The organism is Diaphorobacter nitroreducens (genome assembly GCF_002214645.1).
Taxonomy (GTDB): Bacteria; Pseudomonadota; Gammaproteobacteria; order Burkholderiales; family Burkholderiaceae_C; genus Diaphorobacter; species Diaphorobacter nitroreducens.
Genome location: NZ_CP016278.1, coordinates 2,906,980 through 2,927,091, shown reverse-complemented (window position 1 = coordinate 2,927,091; position 20,112 = coordinate 2,906,980). Strand labels below are relative to the sequence as shown.

Below are 20,112 nucleotides of genomic sequence, written 5' to 3'. Positions count from 1 at the left end.
TGGCGCTGGATGGACGGGCGCTGCAGGCGATTTTCCCTTGAAATGCAGTGGCCCGCGCGGCGGCAATGCCTTGGCCGCGCGGTGCAACGGGGGGTGCCGTGACCGCCCCGCGCTTCCCCCTCGCGACGGGCTGGCTGGCCACGCGCGGCTGGGCGCCATTCGCCTTCCAGCGCCAGGTGTGGCGCGCCATCGCGCAGGGACGCTCGGGCCTGCTGCACGCCACCACGGGCGCCGGCAAGACTTATGCGGTGTGGCTCGGGGCGCTGCAGGCCTTTGCGGACTGGGAGTCAAAACGGCCTGTAGCGCCCGTCCATCCGGCGGTACACGCTATAAATAACGAAGCAGCACCGCGGACCGCACCACTCACCGTGGTGTGGATCACGCCCATGCGCGCGCTGGCCGCCGACACGCTGCGTGCGCTGGCGGCGCCGCTGCAGGCCCTGGCCGCACAGCATGCCGGCCTGGCGCGCTGGAGCCTGGGCGCACGCACGGGCGATACCGGCAGCGCCGAACGCAGCGCCCAGGCGCGCCGTCTGCCCACGGTGCTCGTCACCACCCCCGAAAGCCTGTCGCTGCTGCTGGCGCGCGCGGACGCGCGCGAGCAACTGGCCCGCGTGCGCCTGGTGGTGGCGGATGAATGGCACGAGCTGCTGGGCAACAAACGCGGCGTGCAGGTGCAGTTGGCGCTGGCGCGGCTCGCGGGCTGGAACCCACGGCTCCTGGTCTGGGGCATGTCGGCCACGCTGGGCAACCTGCCCGAGGCCATGCAGACGCTGCTGGGCCGGGAGGGCGGCACGCTGGTGCGCGGCCGCGTGGAAAAGCGCCTGGTGGTGGACACCCTGCTGCCCGAGCGGCCCGAGCGCTTCACCTGGGCCGGCCACCTGGGCCTCGCCATGCTGCCGGCGGTGGTGCGCGCGCTGGAGGAGTCGCCCGGCACCACGCTGGTGTTCGTCAACGTGCGCTCGCAGGCCGAGCAGTGGTACCAGGCGCTGCTGGATGCGCGGCCGGACTGGGCGGGGCAGATCGCCATCCACCACGGCTCGCTGGACCGTGCTGTGCGCGAATGGGTGGAGGCGGGGCTCAAGAGCGGCAGCCTGCGCGCCGTGGTCTGCACCAGCAGCCTGGACCTGGGTGTGGACTTCCTGCCGGTACAGCGCGTGCTGCAGATCGGCTCGGCCAAGGGCGTGGCGCGCCTGCTGCAGCGCGCCGGCCGCTCGGGCCACGCACCAGGGCGGCCCTCGCGCATCACGCTGGTGCCCACGCACAGCCTGGAGTTGGTGGAGGCCGCCGCCGCGCGCGCCGCGGTGCATGCCGGGCGGGTGGAAAAGCGCGTCTCGCCGCACCAGCCCGTCGACGTGCTGGTACAGCACCTGGCCACGGTGGCGCTGGGCGGGGGCTTCGAGCCCGAGGCACTGTATGCCGAGGTGCGCCGCACGGCCGCGTACCGCACGCTGCCGCGCGGCGTGTGGCAGTGGTGCCTGGACTTCGTTGCGCGTGGCGGCAGCGCCCTGGCGGCCTACCCGGACTACCGCCGTGTCGTGCCGGACGAGAACGGTGTGTGGCGCCTGCCCGATGCGCGCCTGGCGCGCCGCCACCGCGCCAACATCGGCACCATCGTGAGCGATGCCAGCATGCAGGTGCAGATTCTGCATGGCGCTCGCCTGGGTGCGGTGGAAGAGGGCTTCATCGCGCGGCTGTCGCCCGGCGACTGCTTCGTGTTCGCCGGGCAGGTGCTGGAACTGGTGCGCACGCGCGAGATGACCGCCTTCGTGCGGCGCGCGCCGGGGCGGCAGCCCACGGTGCCGCGCTGGAACGGCTCGCGCATGCCGCTGTCCACCGTGCTGGCCGACTACGTGGTGCAACAGCTCGCGCAGGCGGGGCGGGGCCGCTACGCCAGCCCCGAGCTGCGCGCCGTGCGCCCGCTGCTGGAGGTGCAGCGCCGCTGGTCCGCCCTGCCCACGCCGGGCACGCTGCTGGCCGAGACGCTGCGCACGCGCGAGGGCTGGCACCTGTTCCTCTACCCGTTTGCCGGCCGGCACGCGCACATCGGGCTGGCCAGCCTGTTCGCCTGGCGCGCGGCCCAGGGGGTGCCGGGCACCTTCTCGATCGCGGTGAACGACTATGGGTTGGAGCTGCTGTCCGCCACCGAACGCGACTGGCCGGCTTTGCTGCCCGACCTGCTGCGCACCGACGCCGCCGCGCCGCAGGCCGCCCGGCAGGCGCACGGCCTGGCGCCTGACGAGGCGCTGGCCATCCGCAACACTGCCAACGCCACGGCGCCCGAGGGGGTGCCGCAAGAGCGTGACGCGCGCGCGGCGTTGCTGCACGAGGTGCTGGCCAGCCTCAACGCCACCGAGATGGCGCGCCGGCGCTTTCGCGAGATTGCGCGCGTGGCGGGGCTCATCTTTCAAAGCCACCCGGGCGAGCAGCGCAGCGCGCGCCAGCTGCAGGCGTCTTCCCAGTTGTTCTTCGAGGTCTTTCGGCGTTATGACGCGGGCAACCTGCTGCTGCGCCAAGCCGATCAGGAAGTGCTGAGCCAGGAGCTGGACGTGGCACAGCTGCTGGCGGCGCTCACACGCATGCAGGCGCAGCAGCTCATGGTGCAGCCTCTCGTGCGACCCGGGCCGCTGGCCTTTCCGCTGATGGTGGAGCGCTTTCGCGAGCAGCTCAGCAACGAGGCGCTGGCCGACCGCATCGCGCGCATGCTGGGCGACATGGAAGCCGCCGCCAGCGCGCGCAAACCCGTACCCGCCCCGCCGGTGCAGGACGTTGTGCCCCCTGACCCGCCGCGCCGGCGGCGCGCCGCTTCCCCGGCCGCGCCACCGCGGCAGGAAGCATCGCCCGCAGTCACCGACGCACTGCGCGACACGCTGGACTTTGCCGATGCCTCCGAGGGCACGGGCGCCGCGCCGGCCGCGGCGCGGGGCCGTTCCCCGCGCCGCGCGCGCAAGCCTTCGCGCCCGTTGCCGCGCCTGTGACCCATGCACGCGCCTGATCTGCCCGCCGACCTGGCCGTGGACCTGGCCGGCACCACCGTGTGGCTGCTGCCCGAGCGCGCGCTGTGGTGGCCGGAGGGTGCCATGCTGTGCCTGGCCGACCTGCACCTGGGCAAGGCCGCCACCTTCCGCGCGCGCGGCCTGCCCGTGCCCGCGGGTACCACGCAGGGCAACCTGGATCGGCTGGTGCAGTTGCTGGCGCGCCACCCCGGCGTGCAGCGCCTGGTGGTGCTGGGCGACTTCCTGCATGCGGCCGAGGCCCACGCGCCCGCGCTGCTGCGCGCGTTGGCCGCTTGGCGCGAGGACCATGTGGCACTGGAACTGGTGCTGGTGCGCGGCAACCACGACCGCCACGCGGGCGACCCGCCGGCGTGGCTGGGCGCACGCATCGTGGACGAGCCCTGGTCGCAAGGGCCCTTTGCCTGCTGCCACCATCCACAGCACCGCGCGGGGCAGTGGGTGCTGGCCGGGCACCTGCACCCCACGGCCGTGCTGTACGGCGGCGGGCGCGATGCGCTGCGCATGCCCTGTTTCGTGGCGGAGCCGGGCCTGCTGGTGCTGCCGGCTTTTGGCGAGTTCACCGGCGGCCATGCCGTGCCCGCCGCGCCGGGGCGCCAGCGCTTCGCGGTGGGGGCGGGGCGCGTCTGGGCGCTGCCCTGAAGGAGTGATCGAAAAGGGAGTTCCGCCTCGCAAGGCGTGCTCTGGTACTCAGTCCACCGTGCCCGGGATGACGGGGGCGTCGGGCAGCTCGTTCGGCCGGTCCACGCCCTCGGTGGCCGGGAAGTGCTCCACGAGCAGCGCAGAGACCTCGCTCAGCGCCTGGGTCAGACCGTCCTCGTGCCGGCCTTGGCGGAAGGCCTCGGCCATGTGCGACACCATGCTGCGCCATGTCGCCGGGGGCACGCGGCGCGCCAGAGCGCGGTCGGCCACGATCTCGATGGCATGCTCGGCCAGCATCAGGTAGATGAGCACGCCGTTGTTGTGTTCGGTGTCCCACACACGCAGCTTGCCGAACTGCGTGACCGCGCGCTCACGCGCCGTGGCGCCGCGCCACAGGTACGACAGCGGCAGGCCGCCTTCCACGCAGATGCGGATCTGGCCGGTGTGGCGGCGCTCGCTGGCGGCCACGCGCTGGCCCAGGCGCTCCAGCACCTCGGGTGGCAGGGCCTGGTGCAGGCCGCCGTCGGACCAACGGTGCCGCAGCAGCCGCGCCAGGCGCGCCAGCACGCCGGAAGGTGGGGATGAAGAGGGTGTGACCATGGTGTTTCGCTCTGTGCTTGCCGCCCTACCAGTCGCCCGATGCACCGCCGCCGCCGAAGTCTCCGCCGCCGCCCGAGCCGAATCCACCACCGCCTCCACCGCCCCAGCCACCGCCGTGACCGCCTCCCCAGCCGCCACCGCCGCCGTGCCACACCACGGGGCCGCCGCGGCCCGCAAAGATCCAGGTGTAGAGCAGCGCCAGCAGCCCCGCGCCACCCGCCAGCAGCAGGCTGGAGGTGACGATGAAGGCCAGGAACCCAGCGCCGCCGCCCATCACCAGGCCGCCCAGGCGCTGGCCGAACAGGCGGCGCACCACGGGGCCCGCCACCATCACGCCGAAGAAGAGGAAGACGGCCAGGTCTGTCCAGTCAAAGCCCGCAGACGCGCCGCGGCCCTGCCAATCGCCCTGCTGGCTGCTTTGCGGCGCGGGCAGGTTTTCGCCCGCGATGCGCGCGCCGATTTGCTGCACCGCGGCGTCCAGCCCGCCGGCAAAGTCGCCCTCGCGAAAGCGCGGCTTCATCGCGCCGTCGATGATGCGCGCGGCGGCGATGTCGGGTATGGCGCCTTCCAGCGCCTTGGCCACCTCGATGCGCATGCGCCGGTCGTCCTTGGCCACGACCACCAGCACGCCATCGCCCACGTCCTTGCGGCCGATCTTCCAGGCGTTGCCCACGCGGTTGGCGAAGGCGGCGATGTCCTCGGGCGCGGTGGTGGGCACCATCAGCACCACCACCTGCGAGCCGTGCTGCTGCTCGATGGCGGCCAGGCGCGCCTCCAGCCCCTGGCGCTGCGCGTCGTTCAGCGTGCCGGTCTGGTCGATCACGCGTGCCTGCAGCGCAGGCACCGCGCGCAGCGGCTGCGCGGTGGCGGGGAGGGCTCCGATAGCTACAAGAAATATAGCTATCAGCGCTTGAAGGGCAAGCGCTAGCGGCATATTTGGCTTACAACCCCGATGTCAGGGCTGGGAGGCGGGTGCGGGGCTGGAGAAATCCACCTTGGGCGGCGCAGAGATCTCGGCCTCGTTCGCCACCGTGAAGCTGGGCTTGGGTTCATAGCTGAACACCATGGCCGTGAGGTTGGTGGGGAAGCTGCGTGCGAGCACGTTGTACTCCTGCACGGTCTGGATGTAGCGGTTGCGTGCCACGGTGATGCGGTTTTCGGTGCCCTCCAGCGTCACGCGCAGGTCGCGGAAGGCCTGGTTGGCCTGCAGCTGCGGGTAACGCTCGGCCACCACCATCAGGCGCGACAGCGCGCTGGACAGCTCGCCCTGCGCCTGCTGGAACTTGTTGAACGCCTCGGGGTTGTTGAGGGTCTCGGGCGTCACCTGGATCGAGGTGGCCTTGGCGCGCGCCTCGATTACCTTGGTCAGCGTCTCCTGCTCGAATGCCGCCTCGCCCTTGACGGTGGCCACGATGTTGGGCACCAGGTCGGCGCGGCGCTGGTACTGGTTGAGCACTTCGCTCCACGCGGCCTTGGACTGCTCGTCCAGGCGCTGGAAGTCGTTGTAACCGCAGCCCGAGAGGGCCAGCACGGCGGCAAGCATGGCGATGAGTCGTTTCATGGTGAACAGGCCTTTGCAATGCAGAAGAAAGACGGGCGGCACGGCGCCGCGCGTGCCGATCATTGTGCATGCATCGGCCAGGCGAATGACAGGGCCATCGAACGGCACAATACGCGGCTGGGTTGCAACCACCGACACTTCGCCATGCCCCGAACCCCGCTGCGCGCGGCCGCCCTGGCCGGTTCCCCCGACGATCTGGAAGCCGCGTTCTACGACGCCCTGCAAGCCGGCGACGTGGAGCGCGTGATGGCCTGCTGGGCCGACGAGGACGACATCGTCTGTGTGCACCCCGGCGCCGCGCGCCACGTGGGGCCCGCCGCCATCCGCGCGGCGTTCGCCACCTTGCTGCAGCAGGGCGGCCTCAACGTGCATCCCGCGCAGGTGATGCGCGTGCAGGCCCTGGCGAGTGCCGTGCACAGCGTGCTGGAACATGTGCGTGTGATGCTGCCCGACGGTCCGCGCGAGGCCGTGGTACAGGCCACCAACGTCTACCACAAGACCCCGCAAGGCTGGCGCCTGGTGGCGCACCATGCCAGCGCCGCCGGCATGCACGAGGCCGAGGGCGCTGCGCCCGCCGGGCACCTGCTGCATTGATGCCAAGCCTTTGATGGGCTGGTTTATGGGTCAAATTGGCCTTCAGCACAATACCAGCAAGCGCTTCCAGCTATGAAATATGAAGCGCCTTGGTGGTTGCCCGGCGGCCATGCACAGACCATCTGGCCCGCGCTGTGGGCGCGGCGCACGCTGGGGCCGCCGCCGGCCTATGTGCGCGAGCGCTGGCTGGCGCCCGACGGCGACTTCGTGGATGTGGACTTCCTGTGGCCGTGTGCCGCGGCGGGCGCGGCCCCCGCGCCGCTGCTGGTGCTGTTCCATGGACTGGAAGGCTCGTCGCGCAGCCACTATGCGCAGGCCTTCGCCGGCGTGGCCCGCGAGCGCGGCTGGGGTTTTGCCGTGCCGCACTTTCGCGGCTGCAGCGGCGAGATCAACCGCGCGCCGCGCGCCTACCATTCGGGCGACCATGAAGAGATCGACTGGATCCTCCGGCGCCTGGCCGGGTTGCAGCGGACCGGCGGTGGGGCGCGGGCGCCGCTGCTGGCCGTGGGGGTGTCGCTGGGCGGCAATGCGCTGATGCGCTGGGCCGGCGAGCAGGGCGGCCGCGCGCTCGCCAGCGCGGACGCCATCGCCAGCGTGTGCGCTCCGCTGGACCTGGCGGCCGGCGGCCACGCCATCGGGCGGGGCTTCAACCGGCAGGTGTACACGCGCATGTTCCTGCGCACCATGGTGCCCAAGGCGCTGGCCAAGCTGGCGCAGTACCCCGGCCTGTTCGACCGCGCGGCCCTGCTGGCCGCGCGCGACCTGCATGCTTTTGACGACCTCTTCACCGCGCCGCTGCACGGCTTTCGCGATGCAGACGACTACTGGCGCCGCGCGTCGGCCAAGCCGCTGCTGCCTGCGGTGCGCGTGCCGGCGCTGCTGGTCAATGCGCGCAACGATCCCTTCGTGCCCGGCGCCAGCCTGCCGTGCGACGGTGAGGTGGCGCCCGCGGTCACGCTCTGGCAGCCGGCGCATGGCGGCCACGTCGGCTTTGCGCAGGGCGGCTGGCCCGGCCATGTGCGTGCCCTGCCCGAAGCCGTGGCCGCCTGGCTGGCCGACCACGCGGCGCTGGGGTGAATGCCTGCGGGGGCGCGGACGAGGGCGCACAATCGCTGTCATGGATGACATCGTCAAGCAGGCCATCGCCAAATGGCCCAACGTGCCGGCCTGCTACGGCTGGCTGGGGCTGGATGCGCGCGGCCACTGGTACCTGCGCGATGACGCCGTGCAGTTACAGGGCGGCTTCGCCGTGGCGCGCGGAACGCGGCTGGAGCATGCCAAGCTGATCGAATTCATCCACCGCAACTATGAGGCGGATGGTGAAGGCCGCTGGTTCTTCCAGAACGGACCGCAGCGCGTCTATGTGGAACTGGAGGCCACACCGCTGATCTGGCGTCTGGGCGCCGACGGCGAGCCCGTGGCGCACACCGGCCGGCCGGCCGGTCGGGTGAATGAGTGCCTGGTGGACGAGGCCGGCCGCGTGTACCTGGCCTGCACCGCCGGCCTGGGCCTGGTGCACAGCCTGGATGTGGAGGCGTTGGCGCGCCAGATCGATCAGGGCCGCTGGACGCCACGCGAGGTGCTGGCGGCCGACCTGCCCGGTGCCTACGGCTTTGTGCCGAGCCCGCAGGCGGCTGCGGGCCCACTGCCTGCGTAACGCGCCGCACTGCAGAAAACCCCCGTCCAAAAACCAACAAGCCGGCACGCGGCCGGCTTGTGACGAGGCGAAAAGTGCCTTAGTTGGAGGCAGGTGCGCTCGCACCGGCCGCGCCGCCTTCGGCGCCGGGACGGTTGGGCTCCTCGAACTTGGCGCCGGCGGCATTGGCCATGTAGGCCACGCCGCGCGCGATCTCGGTGTCGTCGAAGTCGCCGCCACCTTGCGGTGCCATGGCGCCCTTGCCCTTGAGGGCCGATTGCACCAGGGCTTCGAAGCCCGTGGCAATGCGCGGCGCCCAGGCGGCGGCGTCGCCCAGCTTGGGTGCGCCCGCGGCACCGGTGGCGTGGCAGGCGGCACACTGCCCCTGGAAGACGGCTTCGCCTGTGCGCAGCGGGCGGTTGGCGTCGCGCACCTCGACGTTGCCAATCTTCTGGATGCGCTGGGCCACGGCCAGTTCGGGGTTGGCGGAGCCGGCCGCCGGCTTCTTGTCGGCAGTGACGAACAGCACCAGGCCGATGATGGCGAACACCGGGAGCACAAACGCAAAAATGACGGTGACCAGGAGTTGCTTGGGGTTCTTGATCGGTCCGGTATGCGCTTCGTCGTGGGTGTCGCTCATGGGATCCTCTGGTGATTCTGTTGTACTGGGGGCTGAAGGGAAAAGACTTTTCGATTATAGGAGCGCGCTCCACGCCCGCCCGTTGGGGAAAAAACGGGCAGGCGCGCGTCGTGACCTATGTCAGGAGCGTGGGGTCTCTTCGGCGGGAGCGGTCCAGCCGCCGCCCAGCACCTTGTAGAGCGTCACCTGGTTCTGCAGTTGCTGCAGGCGTGTCACCACCAGCGACTGCTGGGTGGCGAACAGCGAGCGCTGCGCATCCAGCAGGTCCAGGTAGCTGGCCACGCCGTTGCGATAGCGCAGGTCCGACAGCTCGAAGCGTTTGGCATCCGCCTGCGCCTGGGCACGCTGGGCGTCGACCTGCTCCTGCAGCGTGGCCTGGCCGGCCAGGGCGTCGGACACCTCGCGGAACGCGGTCTGGATGGACTTCTCGTACTGGGCCACGGCGATTTCGCGGCCCGCGCGCGCGGACTCCAACCCCGCCTGGTTGCGGCCGGCATCGAAGATCGGCAGGGCCAGTTGCGGCGCCAGAGAGAACGCCCACGAGCCGCTCTTGAACAGCCCCGACAGCTCATCGCTCACGGTGCCGAACTGGGCGGTGAGCGAGATGCGCGGGAAAAACGCCGCGCGCGCCGCGCCGATGTTGGCGTTGGCGCCGATCAACTGCTGCTCGGCCATGCGCACGTCCGGGCGGCGCACCAGCAGGTCGGAAGGCAGGCCCGCGGGCAGCGCCTGCATGGGCGTGGCGTCGGCCAGGCGCGAGGAGGGCAGGCTGGCACGGATGTCGTCGGGCAGCGGCTGGCCCAGCAGCAGCACCAGCGCGTTTTCATCGAGCATGCGCTGGCGCTGCTGCTGCGCATAGGTGGCGCGCGCGGCCTGGGCCAGGCTCTCGGCCTGGCGGTTGTCGAGCTCGGAGCTCACGCCGTTCTCCAGGCGCAGGCGTGTGAGCTTGACCGACTCATCGCGCGTTTCCAGCGTGCGACGCGAGATGTCGAGAAGCTCCTCGTCGGCCATCAGAGTGAGCCAGCCCGAGGCCACGGCTGCCACCAGGCTGATCTGCGCCGACTTGCGCGCCTCGTCCGTGGCCAGGTACTGGGCCAGGGCCTGCTCCTTGAGGGCCGCCACGCGCCCGAAGAAGTCGATCTCCCAGGCCGAGATGCCCAAACCCACCTGGAACTGATTGGCGTAGCTGCCCGTGGTCGCGCTGGGCTGGCGCGTGCCGCTGGCGATGGCGTTGACCGTGGGGAACTGGTTGGCGCGCTGGATCTGGAATTGCGCGCGCGCCTGCTCGACATTGAGCATGGCCACGCGCAGGTCGCGGTTGTTGCCCAGGGCCATGCCGATCAGCCGCTGCAGGCGGGGGTCGGTGAAGTATTCCTTCCAGTCGATGTCCGCCGCGGCACGCGCGGAGGTGGTGGATTCGGCCCCCGCCAGCGGATAGGCCTGCGGCACGGGGGCCGCAGGACGTTCGTAGGTCGGGATGAAGCTGCAGCCCGCCACCAGCGCCGCGGCTAGCAGGGGGGAGAGGGCGCGCGCAGGGCGCGCGCGGTTCAGGGTGTGCGATTGCATAGGTTGTTCTCCTGCCGGCGGGGCTCAGGCCTCGCCGCGGTGTTGGAGTGCCTGCTGGGCGTCATGCTCCTGCTGGCGGCGGCTGCCCTTGAAGAAGCTGCGCACCACCACGAAGAACACGGGCACGAAGACCACGGCCAGCAGCGTGCCGGTGATCATCCCGCCGATCACCCCGGTGCCGATGGCGCGCTGGCTCGCCGAGCTGGCGCCCGATGCGAGGAACAGCGGCACTACGCCCAGCGTGAAGGCCAGCGACGTCATGATGATGGGGCGAAAGCGCAGGTGGGCCGCCTCCAGGGCTGCCTCGATCACGCTCTTGCCCGAGGCCTGCAGGTCCTTGGCAAATTCGATGATCAGGATGGCGTTCTTCGCCGACAGGCCGATGATGGTCACCAGGCCGATCTGGAAGTACACGTCGTTGGACATGCCGCGCAGCAGCGTTGCCAGCACCACGCCCAGCACGCCGAGCGGCACCACCAGCAGGACCGAGAACGGGATGGACCAGCTCTCATACAGCGCTGCCAGGCAGAGGAACACCGCCAGCAGCGAGAACGCGTAGAGCACCATGGCCTGCGAGCCCGCGAGCTTTTCCTCGCGCGACTGGCCCGTCCATTCGAAGCCGAAGCCCTCGGGCAGCTGCGCGGACAGGCGCTCCATCTCCTGCATGGCGTCGCCGGTACTGAAGCCCGGTGCCGCATTGCCGGCGATCTTCATCGCCGGATAGCCGTTGTAGCGCACAGTCTGCATGGCACCGCTGATCCATTGCGTGGACGCGAAAGTAGACAGCGGCACCACCTGCCCCTTGTTGTTGAGCACGGGCAGATCCAGCACCGACTCGGGCTGCATGCGTGCCGAGGCATCGGCCTGCACCACCACGCGCTGCAACCGGCCCTGGTTAGGGAAGTCGTTCACATAAGACGAGCCGAGCGCGGTGCCCAGGGCGCTGCTGATGCTATCGAACGACACGCCCAGGGCATTGGCCTTGTCGCGGTCGATGTTGATCTGCATCTGGGGTGCGTCTTCCATGCCGTCGGGGCGCACGCCAGCGAGCACCTTGCTCTGCGACGCCATGCCCAGCAGCTGGTTGCGTGCCGCCACCAGGGCGTCGTGGCCCTTGGACCCGCGGTCCTGCAGCCGGAACGTGAAGCCCGAGGCCGTGCCCAGCTCGGGAATCGGCGGCGGGCTGAGCGCGAAGATGAAGGCATCGCGGAAGCCCGACAGCGCGCCCATAGCGCGGCCGGCCACGGCGTCGGCGGAGTGCGCGGCGCCGGGGCGCTCGCTCCAATCCTTGAGGGTGATGAACGCCAGGCCCGCGTTCTGCCCCTGGCCGGAGAACGAGAAGCCCGCCACGGTGACGATGTCATTCACCTCGGTCTGCTTCAGGGCGAAGTCCTCCACCGCGCTCAGTGCGCTCTGCGTGCGCTCCAGCGATGCCCCGGCGGGCAGTTGCACGTTGGCGATCAGGTAGCCCTGGTCTTCATTGGGCAGGAAGGAGGTGGGCAGGCGCATGTACACGATGCCCACGGCACCGATCAGCGCGGCGTAGATGATCAGCATGCGACCGCCGCGGCGCACGAGGCGGGACAGGCCCGACTCATAGCGGTGCGTGGTGCTCTTGAAGACACGGTTGAACCAGCCGAAGAAGCCTTTCTTCTCGTGGTGGTCTTCCGCGACGGGCTTGAGCAGCGTGCCGCACAGCGCGGGCGTCAGCGACAGTGCCAGGAAGGCCGAGAACGCAATCGACGTGCCCATGGTGGCCGCGAACTGGCGGTAGATGTTGCCGGTGGAGCCCGCGAAGAACGCCAGCGGCACGAACACCGAGATCAGCACCACGGTCACGCCCACGATGGCGCCGGAAATCTGGCCCATGGCCTTGCGCGTGGCCTGCAGCGGCGGCAGCCCCTCCTCGGCCATGATGCGCTCCACGTTCTCCACCACCACGATGGCGTCGTCCACCACGATGCCGATCACCAGCACCATGCCGAACATGGTCAACACGTTGATCGAGAAGCCCATGGCCAGCAGGGCGCCGAAGGTGCCCAGCAGCGCCACCGGCACCACGATGGTGGGGATGATGGTGTAGCGGAAGTTCTGCAGGAACAGGAACATCACCAGGAACACCAGCGCCACGGCTTCCAGCAGCGTGTGGACCACTTTCTCGATGGACACCGAGATGAAGGTGGAGGTGTCGTAGGGAATCGCGTACTTCACGCCTTCGGGAAAGTACTTCTGCAGGTCGGCCAGCTTGGTCTTCACGGCTTCGGCCGTGGCCAGTGCGTTGGCGGTGGAGGTGAGCTGCACGCCCATGCCCACCGAGGGCGACCCGTTCAGCCGCGCGCTGGTGCTGTAGCTTTGCGCGCCCAGTTCGATGCGCGCCACATCCTTCATGCGGACGGTGGAGCCGTCGGTGTTGGCGCGCAGCACGATGTCGCCGAACTGCTCCACGGTGGACAGCTGCCCCTTGACGACGATGGTGGCCGAGGTGGTCTGGCCTTCCGCGGCGGGCAGGTCGCCCAGGTTGCCGGCCGACACTTGCACGTTCTGGGCGCGGATCGCGGCATTGACCTGGTCGAGCGAGAGATTGAATCCCTTGAGCTTGACCGGGTCGATCCAGATGCGCATGGCACGCTCGGAGCCGAACTGCGTCACACCGCCCACGCCCGGCAGGCGCTGCAGTTCAGGCACCACGTTGCGCGCGGCATAGTCGTTGAGTGCCTCGATGCTCACGTTGGGGTTGTCGGACGTGAGGATGGAAAACAGCAGGAAGTTGGAGCGCGACTTTTCCACGCGCACGCCCTGCTGCGTCACCGCGGCTGGCAGGCGCGGGGTGGCGCGCGACAGGCGGTTTTGCACGTCCACCTGGGCCAGGTCGTCGTTCGTGCCTGGCTCGAAGCTCAGCACGATCGAGCCCGTGCCGTTCGCCTGGCTGGTGGTTTCCATGTAGGCCAGACCGGTGGCGCCGTTCATCTCGCGTTCGATGACGGCGAGCACGCTGTCCTCCAGGGTCTGGGCGGTGGCGCCGGGATAGGCCACCGATACCTGGATGGTCGGAGGCGCCACCGCCGGGTACTGCGCAATGGGTAGCTGGGTGATCGAGACCGCGCCGACCACCATGATGAAGATAGCGATCACCCACGCGAAAATGGGGCGCTCGATGAAGAACTTGGCCATGTGCCGCGCTCCTGGTTCTTATTGTTGGGCCGGCGTTGCGGCGGGCTGGCTGGCGGCGGACGCTGGCGCCGCTGGGGCCTTGGCGGCACCTTGCGGTTGCCACGGCACGGGTTGGACGACGATCGGGTCGCCCGGCTTGCCGCGGGGCAGCTTCTGGAAGCCGTCCACCATGACCTGTTCGCCCGACTTCAGGCCGTCGAGCACCACCCAGTTGGAACCCTGGGCCGGGCCGAGCTTGACCACGCGCGGTGTGACGTGGTTGTCGGGGCCCACCACCATCACCGTGTCGGCCTTGCCGGAGCGGGTGACGGCCTGCTGGGGCAGCAGAATGCCGTTGTCCACCTGGGCCTGCTCCAGACGCACGCGCACGTACAGGCCGGGCAGCAGGGCGCGCTCGGGGTTGGGGACTTCGGCACGCAGGGTCACCTGGCCGCTGGTGGCGTCCACGGTGAGGTCGGTGAACAGCAGGCGGCCGGTCTGCGGATACACGCTGCCGTCTTCCAGCACTACGCGCACGTTGGCCGCATTGGCACCGGACTGCTTGTACTTGCCGCTGGCCATGGCGGCCTTCAGCTTGAGGGCCTCCGAGGCGGACTGCGTGAAGTTGATATACAGCGGGTCGATCTGCTGGATCACCGCCAGTTCGGTGGGTGTGCCCTGGCCCACCAGCGCGCCTTCCGTGACGAGGGCGCGGCCAATGCGGCCCGAAATCGGAGCGGTGACCGTCGCATAGCCCAGGTTGATGCGCGACGTGGTCAGCGCGGCCTTGGCGGCGGCAACATTGGCTTCGGCGGTCTTCTGCGCGGCGACCGCATTGTCGTATTCCTGCTTGCTGATGGCGTTGACGGCCACCAGCGGGCGATAGCGCTCGGCCAGCGCACGGCTTTGCGCCAGGCTCGCCTCGGCCTGGGCGACGCTGGCTTCGGCCTGGGCCACACTGGCCTGGTAGGGCGCGCTGTCGATCAGGAACAGTTGCTGGCCGGCCTTCACATCGCTGCCTTCCCTGAAGAGGCGCTTTTGCAGAATGCCCGCGGCCCGAGCGCGCACTTCGGCAACGCGCGACGCTTCCAGCCGGCCGGGCAATTCGGTGACCAGCCCGATGTCACCTGGCTGCACGGTGACCACGCCCACCTCCGGTGCGCGGGGTGATGCGCCCGCGGTGGGGGCGTCGCTTTTCTGGCCGCAGGCGCCGAGCGCAAGGGCCGCTGCCAGCGCAACCGCGAGGGCTGCGGGGACAGAGGTGCGCTGGAAGGGGCGGATAGCACGGGCTGTTGCGTTGTTCAGACGAGGCATGGAAATCCTTTGACGGCGGTATGCGTTAGATGTTGTTTGAGACCGGCGGGTGATGCTGACACGGGTAAATGACAGACGCGCAAAGGGGAATGATTATACATACATCCATGAATGTATAATTACGTGGAAAGCGCGGCCGTTGCCGTATCCACGTTTTGGAGGTTCCCATCCATGGCACGACGTACCAAGGAAGATGCAGATGCTACGCGCAACAGCCTTTTGGATGCTGCCGAGCGTGTGTTCTACGAAAAAGGCGTGTCGCGCGCCTCGCTGAGCGACATTGCCCAGGCTGCGGGCGCCACGCGCGGCGCGATCTACTGGCATTTCAAGGACAAAGTGGACTTGTTCAATGCCATGATGGACCGGGTGACCCACCCGCTGGAGCAGGTGGGCAGCAAGAGCGCCAGCATGGCCACTCTGCCCCCGTTGGAACGGCTGCGGTCCATGGTGGACTTCGTCCAGCGCACCATCGTCCAGGACGAGCGCACGCGCCGGGTGTTCGAGATCGCGTTGTACCGGGTCGAATACGTCAACGACCTCGCGGCGGTGCGCGACAACCATATCGAAGGCTGTGCAGATTTTTGCGCGCTGATCGAGGGTGAATTGCGTTCGGCGGCAGAAGACCAGAACCTGCAATTGCCGATGGAGCCACACACCGCCGCGATGGGTGTACAGGCGCTGTTCGATGGCCTGCTGCAGTCCTGGTTGCTGACCCATGGACGCTTCGATCTGGTGACCGTCAGCCGAGGCGCCATCGACGCCTATCTGCGGGGGTTGGGTTTTCGTCTGTAGCGACAGCCACGTGCGATAATCCGCCGCTTGTTCGCCCTCGGGCGGACTTTCCCAGCGGCTGTAGCTCAGTGGATAGAGTATTGGCCTCCGAAGCCAAGGGTCGTGGGTTCGATCCCCGCCAGCCGCGCCACATTCCCCAGCCCTTGTTCCCAAGGGCTTTTTTGTTCCCTCCGTCCATTCGTCAAGCCGCGCCTACGGACGGGTAGTCCCTAGCCTACGGTTGGCCCTTTGCAGTCCCCCGACAGTGAACTTCACACGGCAGTTTCCGTGTGACTTGTTCAACTTACCGGAGATGGAAATGGCAAACACCAATCAGGGCAACCAGAACCAAGGCAACCGCAATCAGAGCCAGGGGAGCCGGGACAACAACCAAGGGCAGTCGGGCTCGGGGCGCGGATTTGCCTCAATGGACCCCGACCGCCAGCGCGAGATCGCCGCAGAGGGGGGGCGTGCAGCGCACGCTTCGGGCAACGCCCACGAGTTCACATCGCAGGAAGCCCGCGCCGCGGGAGCCAAGAGCCATGGCGGTGGGGGCAACAACGCCTCTTCCGGCTCGGGCAATACCCGGGGCGGCAGCAGCGAGCAGCAGGCGCGCGCCGGCAGCCAGAGCCACAAGAACGACCGTTGAGTCTGGCACGGGATCGGAGGCCCGCAGTAGGCAGGGCCTTCGATCCAGCCGGTGCCCCGCGCGGATCGGCACGCGCGCTTGAGCCCCAAGCTGTCAGCCATATAAGCGTGCTCCTACATCCCGTACGAGGGCATGTCCGCAGGATGAGACGTTTCAAACGTGATCGAACTCTGGTGGATACCGCATCTGGTCCGCACCCATAGGACTACCCATGACCACATCAACTCCCCATCCCTGGGGAACGAATCTGCAAAAAGCCCAGACCTTTCAACCGGATTGGGACAGTTACGTCGTCACGAAGGTCAAGCATGTGCGGGCGGCCTTGCTTTCCGGCATCGACACCTTCAGTGCGGAAGGCTTCACCGTGCCCATGGCCACCGGCTTCATCGAGCTGACGGGGATGCGCGCCGGGTCCTTCCGCACGTTTCTGAAGATCGGGTTTTCCGAGTCCAACCGCGTCATGCTGCCGACGTTCCAACTGGTCGACAACGCGGCGGTGGGAACGCTGATCCTGCCTTCCCCCTGCTTTGGCTCCGCGCTCCAGTTCGTCAACAGTCCCATGGCCCATTTCCGCATCGGCGGCGATGGTCGCCGCAACGCGTTGGCAACGGACGTCACGCTGTTGAACAGCGCATTGATCGAGGCCGGCGAACCCGAAGGCATGGAAATCTGAACCCCGGCGCACAGCCCTGCGCGCCGTGCGCCCGGTGTCCCCGGCCATTGACGGAGTGATCGCATGAAAGCTCTCACCTACCAAGGCGCCAAGGACGTGCGCGTGGAAAACGTGCCCGACCCCGTGCTGCTCGCACAGGACGATGTGCTGCTGCGCGTCACCGCCACGGCCATCTGCGGCTCGGATCTGCATATCTACCGCGGAAAGATCCCTGGCATGAAGGACGGCGACATCCTCGGCCATGAATTCATGGGTATCGTGGAAGAGGTGGGCCCTGCAGTGACGGGACTGCGCCCTGGTGATCGCGTGGTGGTGCCGTTCGTCATCGCCTGTGGATCCTGCTTCTATTGCGACAAAACCCTGTTCGCGGCCTGCGAGAACACCAATCCGGGACGCGGCGCCATCCTCAACAAAAAGAACGCCACCGCGGGTGCAGGGCTGTTTGGCTACAGCCACCTCTACGGCGGTTACCCCGGCGGGCAGGCCGAGTACGTGCGGGTGCCGCACGGCAACGTCGGGCCGCTGAAGGTGCCCCAGGTGCTGAGCGACGAGCAGGTGCTTTTCCTGTCCGACATCCTTCCCACCGGCTACCAGGCGGCGGTCAATGCACAGATCGGTCCGGGCTCTTCTGTGGCGATCTTCGGCGCGGGACCGGTGGGGCTGATGAGCGCCCTGGCGGCGCGCTTCCTGGGCGCGGAGCAGATCTTCATGGTGGACCACAACGAGTACCGGTTGCAGTTTGCTCAGGCCACGTACGGTGTGGTGCCCATCAACTTCGACAAGGACGAGGACCCGGCCGAAACCATTCTCTCGGCCACGGGTGGGCACGGCGTGGATGCCACGATCGACGCCGTGGGTTTCGAGGCCAAGGGCAGCGCGCTGGAGACGGCGCTCACCGCCGTGCGGCTGGAGGGTTCCAGCGGCAAGGCGCTGCGCCAGTGCATCGCCGCAACGCGCCGCGGCGGAGTCCTCAGCGTACCGGGGGTCTATGCCGGCTTCATCCACGGCTTCCTCTTCGGTGACGCCTTCGAGAAGGGGCTCACCTTCCGCATGGGGCAGACGCATGCGCAAAAGTACATGCCCCAGTTGCTGGAACACGTCGCCAACGGCCGCATGCGGCCGGAGGTCATCATTTCCCACCGCATGAAGCTTGCCGATGCCGCGCGCGGCTATGAAATCTTCGAGAAGAAGGAAGAGGAGTGCCGCAAGGTGGTGTTGACGCCCTAGCGCGCTGCTACCCGCGCGTGCTGCTGCCCGCATACGGTGAGGCCGGGCCAGGTTGGGCAGGCCACCGGCCGCCGGAGTCAGTCATCGCCTCCCTCCCATGGGTGGCGATGCGGCCACCCATCGGCCGGGCCTTCATCGCTTGATGGAAACCGCCAGGTCTTCGGCGTGGTCCTTGTGTGCCTTGAGTTTCGGCAGCGCCTTGAGGGCGAAGGTCTGGATCTCCGGATCGTCTGCGTCTTTGCCGGCCGCCTCGAACAGCGCGATGTCGTGGCGGTGGTCGTTAAGGCCCACCTGCGAGAGGAATTCCTGGTCGAAGTTCTGGGCTTTGGCGAGCTGGTCCAGTTGCTTTTGCTTGTCGCCAGGGAGGGTGGTGGGCAGCGCGACGCCCTTGCGCGCCGCCAAGGCCCGGAGTTCGTCGTTGGCGGCGGTGTGGTCCTTCACCAGCATCGCGCCAAACGATTTCACTTCGTTGGCCGTAGCGCGGTTCTGTGCAAGCTTGCCGGCTTGGACCTCGTAGAGCCCGCCGGTAGCGGCCTGCGTCAGGAATTCGCGGTCTTTCGTGCTGGCATCGGCATGGGCCGCTGCGGCGAGCACCAGTCCGCAGGCTGCGGTCACCAGCCTGGCGGTGCAGATTTTTGGCATAGCTGTCCTCCTAGAAAAAAGGGCGAGTATCGGAACGGCCCTGCGAAGGGGCTGTCGGCCCGTGCAGGAGGGGTGGGTCAGCCGTCTCCTACCGCCACTGCGGGGCGGCTCCGCCGGCCGGGGCGCTCAGGCGGCCTGGCACTGGCCGTCCACGAACACCCGCATCTCTCCCGACTGGAAGGCGGTCCATTGCTCGTTGGAGGTCAGCGGCGCCGTGACGACCACGGCCACCTTGTCGTTGGGCGTGGTGTGCGCGGAGAAGTCCACGCGCAGGTCTTCATCGCACAGCTGGGCTTGGGAGAACGGGTGGCGGCGTTCGATGTAGTACAGGTGGGTGGACGCGTGGGCCCACAGCGCCTGCCCGTTGGACAGCAGGAAGTTGAAGGTGCCGTGGGGCGCAATGCGCGCCGCCAGCTCGCGCAGCGTCAGCGTCAGCTCCTCGATGCTCGGCATGCCCGCGTGGGACTTGCTCAGCTCTTGCATCAGCCAGCAGAATACATGCTCGCTGTCGGTGGTGCCGACCGGGTGGAAGTGCGCGTGCAGGCGCGGACGGAAGTCCTTGAGGTCGCCGTTGTGCGCAAACACCCAGTAGCGCCCCCACAGCTCGCGCACGAAGGGGTGGCAGTTTTCCAGGCTCACCACGCCCTGGGTCGCCTTGCGGATGTGGGCGATGACGTTGCGGCTCTTGATGGGGTAGCGGCGGATCAGCTCCGCCACGGGTGAATCGGTGGCACGCTCATGGTCCACGAAGTGGCGCAGCCCGCGCCCCTCGAAGAAGGCGATGCCCCAGCCGTCCGTGTGGTCGGCCGTGTTGCCGGCGCGTTGCGCAAACCCCGTGAAGCTGAAGGTCACGTCGGTGGGCGTGTTGGCATTCATGCCAAGGAGCTGGCACATGGGCGATCGGCCTGTGGTGCGTTGGAGGGCGGCTTACTGCCGGTCCAGCCAGAGCTTGCCGCCCGTGGCCCAGTTCTCGCGCTTCACGTCCGTGATCAGGATGTCCACCGACTCGGGGGAGCCCCCCAGGATTTCGACGGACACGCGCGTGATCTCCTCGACCAGCTTGCGCTTTTGCTCGACGGTGCGGCCTTCCATCATCTCGATGTGGTACGTGGGCATGGTGGTGGGATTCCGGTTGGGGTTTAGGGACGGGGAAGGATAGGCGCCGGGGCCTGCGGCGCGGCGGGCTGTTCGCGGGCACACAGCGGGCAGATGCACGCGCGGCCGCGCGCCTCGGCGGGCAGGCGCGCCAGTGCCTCGCGCGAAACGCTCTCGTGCATGCACCAGCATTGCTGCGCCGGCAACCCGGCGGCCACGGCGCAACCGTTGGATTGGCCGCACAGCGGGCAGCGCGTGGTGGAGGGAGCGGCGGTGGGCATGGGGGAGAGTGTACGAAAGCACAACGGCACCCGTGGGTGCCGTTGTGGTCAAAATGG

20 protein-coding genes and 1 tRNA gene are annotated in these 20,112 nt (G+C 68.7%); 10 read left to right on the top strand and 11 right to left on the bottom strand.

Annotation, left to right across the window (positions count from 1 at the left end; genetic code table 11):
* Positions 1-65 precede the first annotated feature (65 nt).
* Positions 66-2,978 (top strand): ligase-associated DNA damage response DEXH box helicase, encoded by a 2,913-nt coding sequence (locus BA022_RS13700; protein WP_088887822.1) that lies wholly within the window; start codon positions 66-68, stop codon positions 2,976-2,978.
* Between the two features lie 3 nt (positions 2,979-2,981).
* Entirely contained in the window at positions 2,982-3,656 is a 675-nt protein-coding gene (gene pdeM, locus BA022_RS13695; RefSeq protein WP_088887821.1) for a ligase-associated DNA damage response endonuclease PdeM, read from the top strand.
* Positions 3,657-3,704: 48 nt separating this feature from the next.
* On the opposite strand, the gene BA022_RS13690 is transcribed toward pdeM, so the two are convergent.
* From BA022_RS13690 to BA022_RS13680, 3 genes are read right to left on the bottom strand one after another with little or no spacing between them, the layout of a single operon-like run.
* Complete coding sequence (locus BA022_RS13690) at positions 3,705-4,256, bottom strand: TPM domain-containing protein (protein ID WP_012655382.1); 552 nt, start codon at positions 4,254-4,256, stop codon at positions 3,705-3,707.
* A gap of 25 nt (positions 4,257-4,281) precedes the next feature.
* Entirely contained in the window at positions 4,282-5,190 is a 909-nt protein-coding gene (locus BA022_RS13685) for a TPM domain-containing protein (protein ID WP_088887820.1), read from the bottom strand.
* 21 nt (positions 5,191-5,211) lie between these two features.
* A complete protein-coding gene (locus BA022_RS13680; protein WP_088888623.1) occupies positions 5,212-5,817 on the bottom strand; it encodes a LemA family protein in 606 nt (201 codons plus the stop codon).
* A gap of 144 nt (positions 5,818-5,961) precedes the next feature.
* Here BA022_RS13680 and BA022_RS13675 point away from each other — a divergent pair, with 144 nt between their 5' ends.
* The 3 genes from BA022_RS13675 to BA022_RS13665 all read left to right on the top strand — a co-directional run bounded on the left by BA022_RS13675 (position 5,962) and on the right by BA022_RS13665 (position 8,068).
* A complete protein-coding gene (locus BA022_RS13675; RefSeq protein WP_011803781.1) occupies positions 5,962-6,411 on the top strand; it encodes a YybH family protein in 450 nt (149 codons plus the stop codon).
* Between the two features lie 72 nt (positions 6,412-6,483).
* A complete protein-coding gene (locus tag BA022_RS13670) occupies positions 6,484-7,488 on the top strand; it encodes a YheT family hydrolase (RefSeq protein ID WP_088887819.1) in 1,005 nt (334 codons plus the stop codon).
* 40 nt (positions 7,489-7,528) lie between these two features.
* Positions 7,529-8,068 carry a DUF2946 family protein gene (locus BA022_RS13665; protein ID WP_011803783.1) on the top strand — a complete coding sequence of 180 codons (540 nt, stop codon included), beginning with the start codon at positions 7,529-7,531 and terminating at the stop codon, positions 8,066-8,068.
* Between the two features lie 79 nt (positions 8,069-8,147).
* Here the strand turns inward: BA022_RS13665 and BA022_RS13660 are convergent, their stop codons facing one another.
* The 4 genes from BA022_RS13660 to BA022_RS13645 form a co-directional block, all read right to left on the bottom strand.
* Positions 8,148-8,687 carry a c-type cytochrome gene (locus BA022_RS13660; RefSeq protein WP_088887818.1) on the bottom strand — a complete coding sequence of 180 codons (540 nt, stop codon included), beginning with the start codon at positions 8,685-8,687 and terminating at the stop codon, positions 8,148-8,150.
* A 120-nt stretch (positions 8,688-8,807) separates the two neighbouring features.
* Positions 8,808-10,253 carry an efflux transporter outer membrane subunit gene (locus tag BA022_RS13655; protein WP_012655388.1) on the bottom strand — a complete coding sequence of 482 codons (1,446 nt, stop codon included), beginning with the start codon at positions 10,251-10,253 and terminating at the stop codon, positions 8,808-8,810.
* Between the two features lie 24 nt (positions 10,254-10,277).
* Positions 10,278-13,424, bottom strand: a complete 3,147-nt coding sequence (locus BA022_RS13650) for an efflux RND transporter permease subunit (protein ID WP_088887817.1) — start codon at positions 13,422-13,424, stop codon at positions 10,278-10,280.
* A gap of 18 nt (positions 13,425-13,442) precedes the next feature.
* Positions 13,443-14,717, bottom strand: coding sequence for an efflux RND transporter periplasmic adaptor subunit (locus BA022_RS13645; protein ID WP_088887816.1), 1,275 nt, complete (start codon positions 14,715-14,717; stop codon positions 13,443-13,445).
* Between the two features lie 171 nt (positions 14,718-14,888).
* On the opposite strand from BA022_RS13645, the gene BA022_RS13640 reads away from it, so the two are divergent.
* From BA022_RS13640 to BA022_RS13620, 5 genes are all read left to right on the top strand, one after another.
* Positions 14,889-15,509, top strand: a complete 621-nt coding sequence (locus BA022_RS13640; RefSeq protein ID WP_088887815.1) for a TetR family transcriptional regulator — start codon at positions 14,889-14,891, stop codon at positions 15,507-15,509.
* 54 nt (positions 15,510-15,563) lie between these two features.
* Positions 15,564-15,639 (top strand) — tRNA-Arg (locus BA022_RS13635).
* A gap of 168 nt (positions 15,640-15,807) precedes the next feature.
* Complete coding sequence (locus BA022_RS13630) at positions 15,808-16,137, top strand: KGG domain-containing protein (protein WP_088888622.1); 330 nt, start codon at positions 15,808-15,810, stop codon at positions 16,135-16,137.
* 211 nt (positions 16,138-16,348) lie between these two features.
* Positions 16,349-16,810, top strand: coding sequence for a hypothetical protein (locus tag BA022_RS13625; RefSeq protein WP_012655393.1), 462 nt, complete (start codon positions 16,349-16,351; stop codon positions 16,808-16,810).
* A gap of 63 nt (positions 16,811-16,873) precedes the next feature.
* Complete coding sequence (locus tag BA022_RS13620; protein WP_088887814.1) at positions 16,874-18,037, top strand: zinc-dependent alcohol dehydrogenase; 1,164 nt, start codon at positions 16,874-16,876, stop codon at positions 18,035-18,037.
* A 132-nt stretch (positions 18,038-18,169) separates the two neighbouring features.
* Here the strand turns inward: BA022_RS13620 and BA022_RS13615 are convergent, their stop codons facing one another.
* The 4 genes from BA022_RS13615 to BA022_RS13600 all read right to left on the bottom strand — a co-directional run bounded on the left by BA022_RS13615 (position 18,170) and on the right by BA022_RS13600 (position 20,055).
* Positions 18,170-18,679 carry a DUF4142 domain-containing protein gene (locus BA022_RS13615; RefSeq protein WP_088887813.1) on the bottom strand — a complete coding sequence of 170 codons (510 nt, stop codon included), beginning with the start codon at positions 18,677-18,679 and terminating at the stop codon, positions 18,170-18,172.
* Between the two features lie 126 nt (positions 18,680-18,805).
* The gene (locus BA022_RS13610; RefSeq protein ID WP_011803798.1) at positions 18,806-19,573 is read right to left on the bottom strand and encodes a class II glutamine amidotransferase; all 768 of its coding nucleotides are present in this window, start codon (positions 19,571-19,573) and stop codon (positions 18,806-18,808) included.
* Positions 19,574-19,606: 33 nt separating this feature from the next.
* On the bottom strand, positions 19,607-19,795 hold the full coding sequence (locus BA022_RS13605) for a 4-oxalocrotonate tautomerase (protein WP_011803799.1): 189 nt from the start codon (positions 19,793-19,795) through the stop codon (positions 19,607-19,609).
* Between the two features lie 23 nt (positions 19,796-19,818).
* Positions 19,819-20,055: a cysteine-rich CWC family protein gene (locus BA022_RS13600; protein WP_088887812.1), complete on the bottom strand. Its 237-nt coding sequence runs from the start codon at positions 20,053-20,055 to the stop codon at positions 19,819-19,821.
* Between the last annotated feature and the right edge of the window lie 57 nt (positions 20,056-20,112).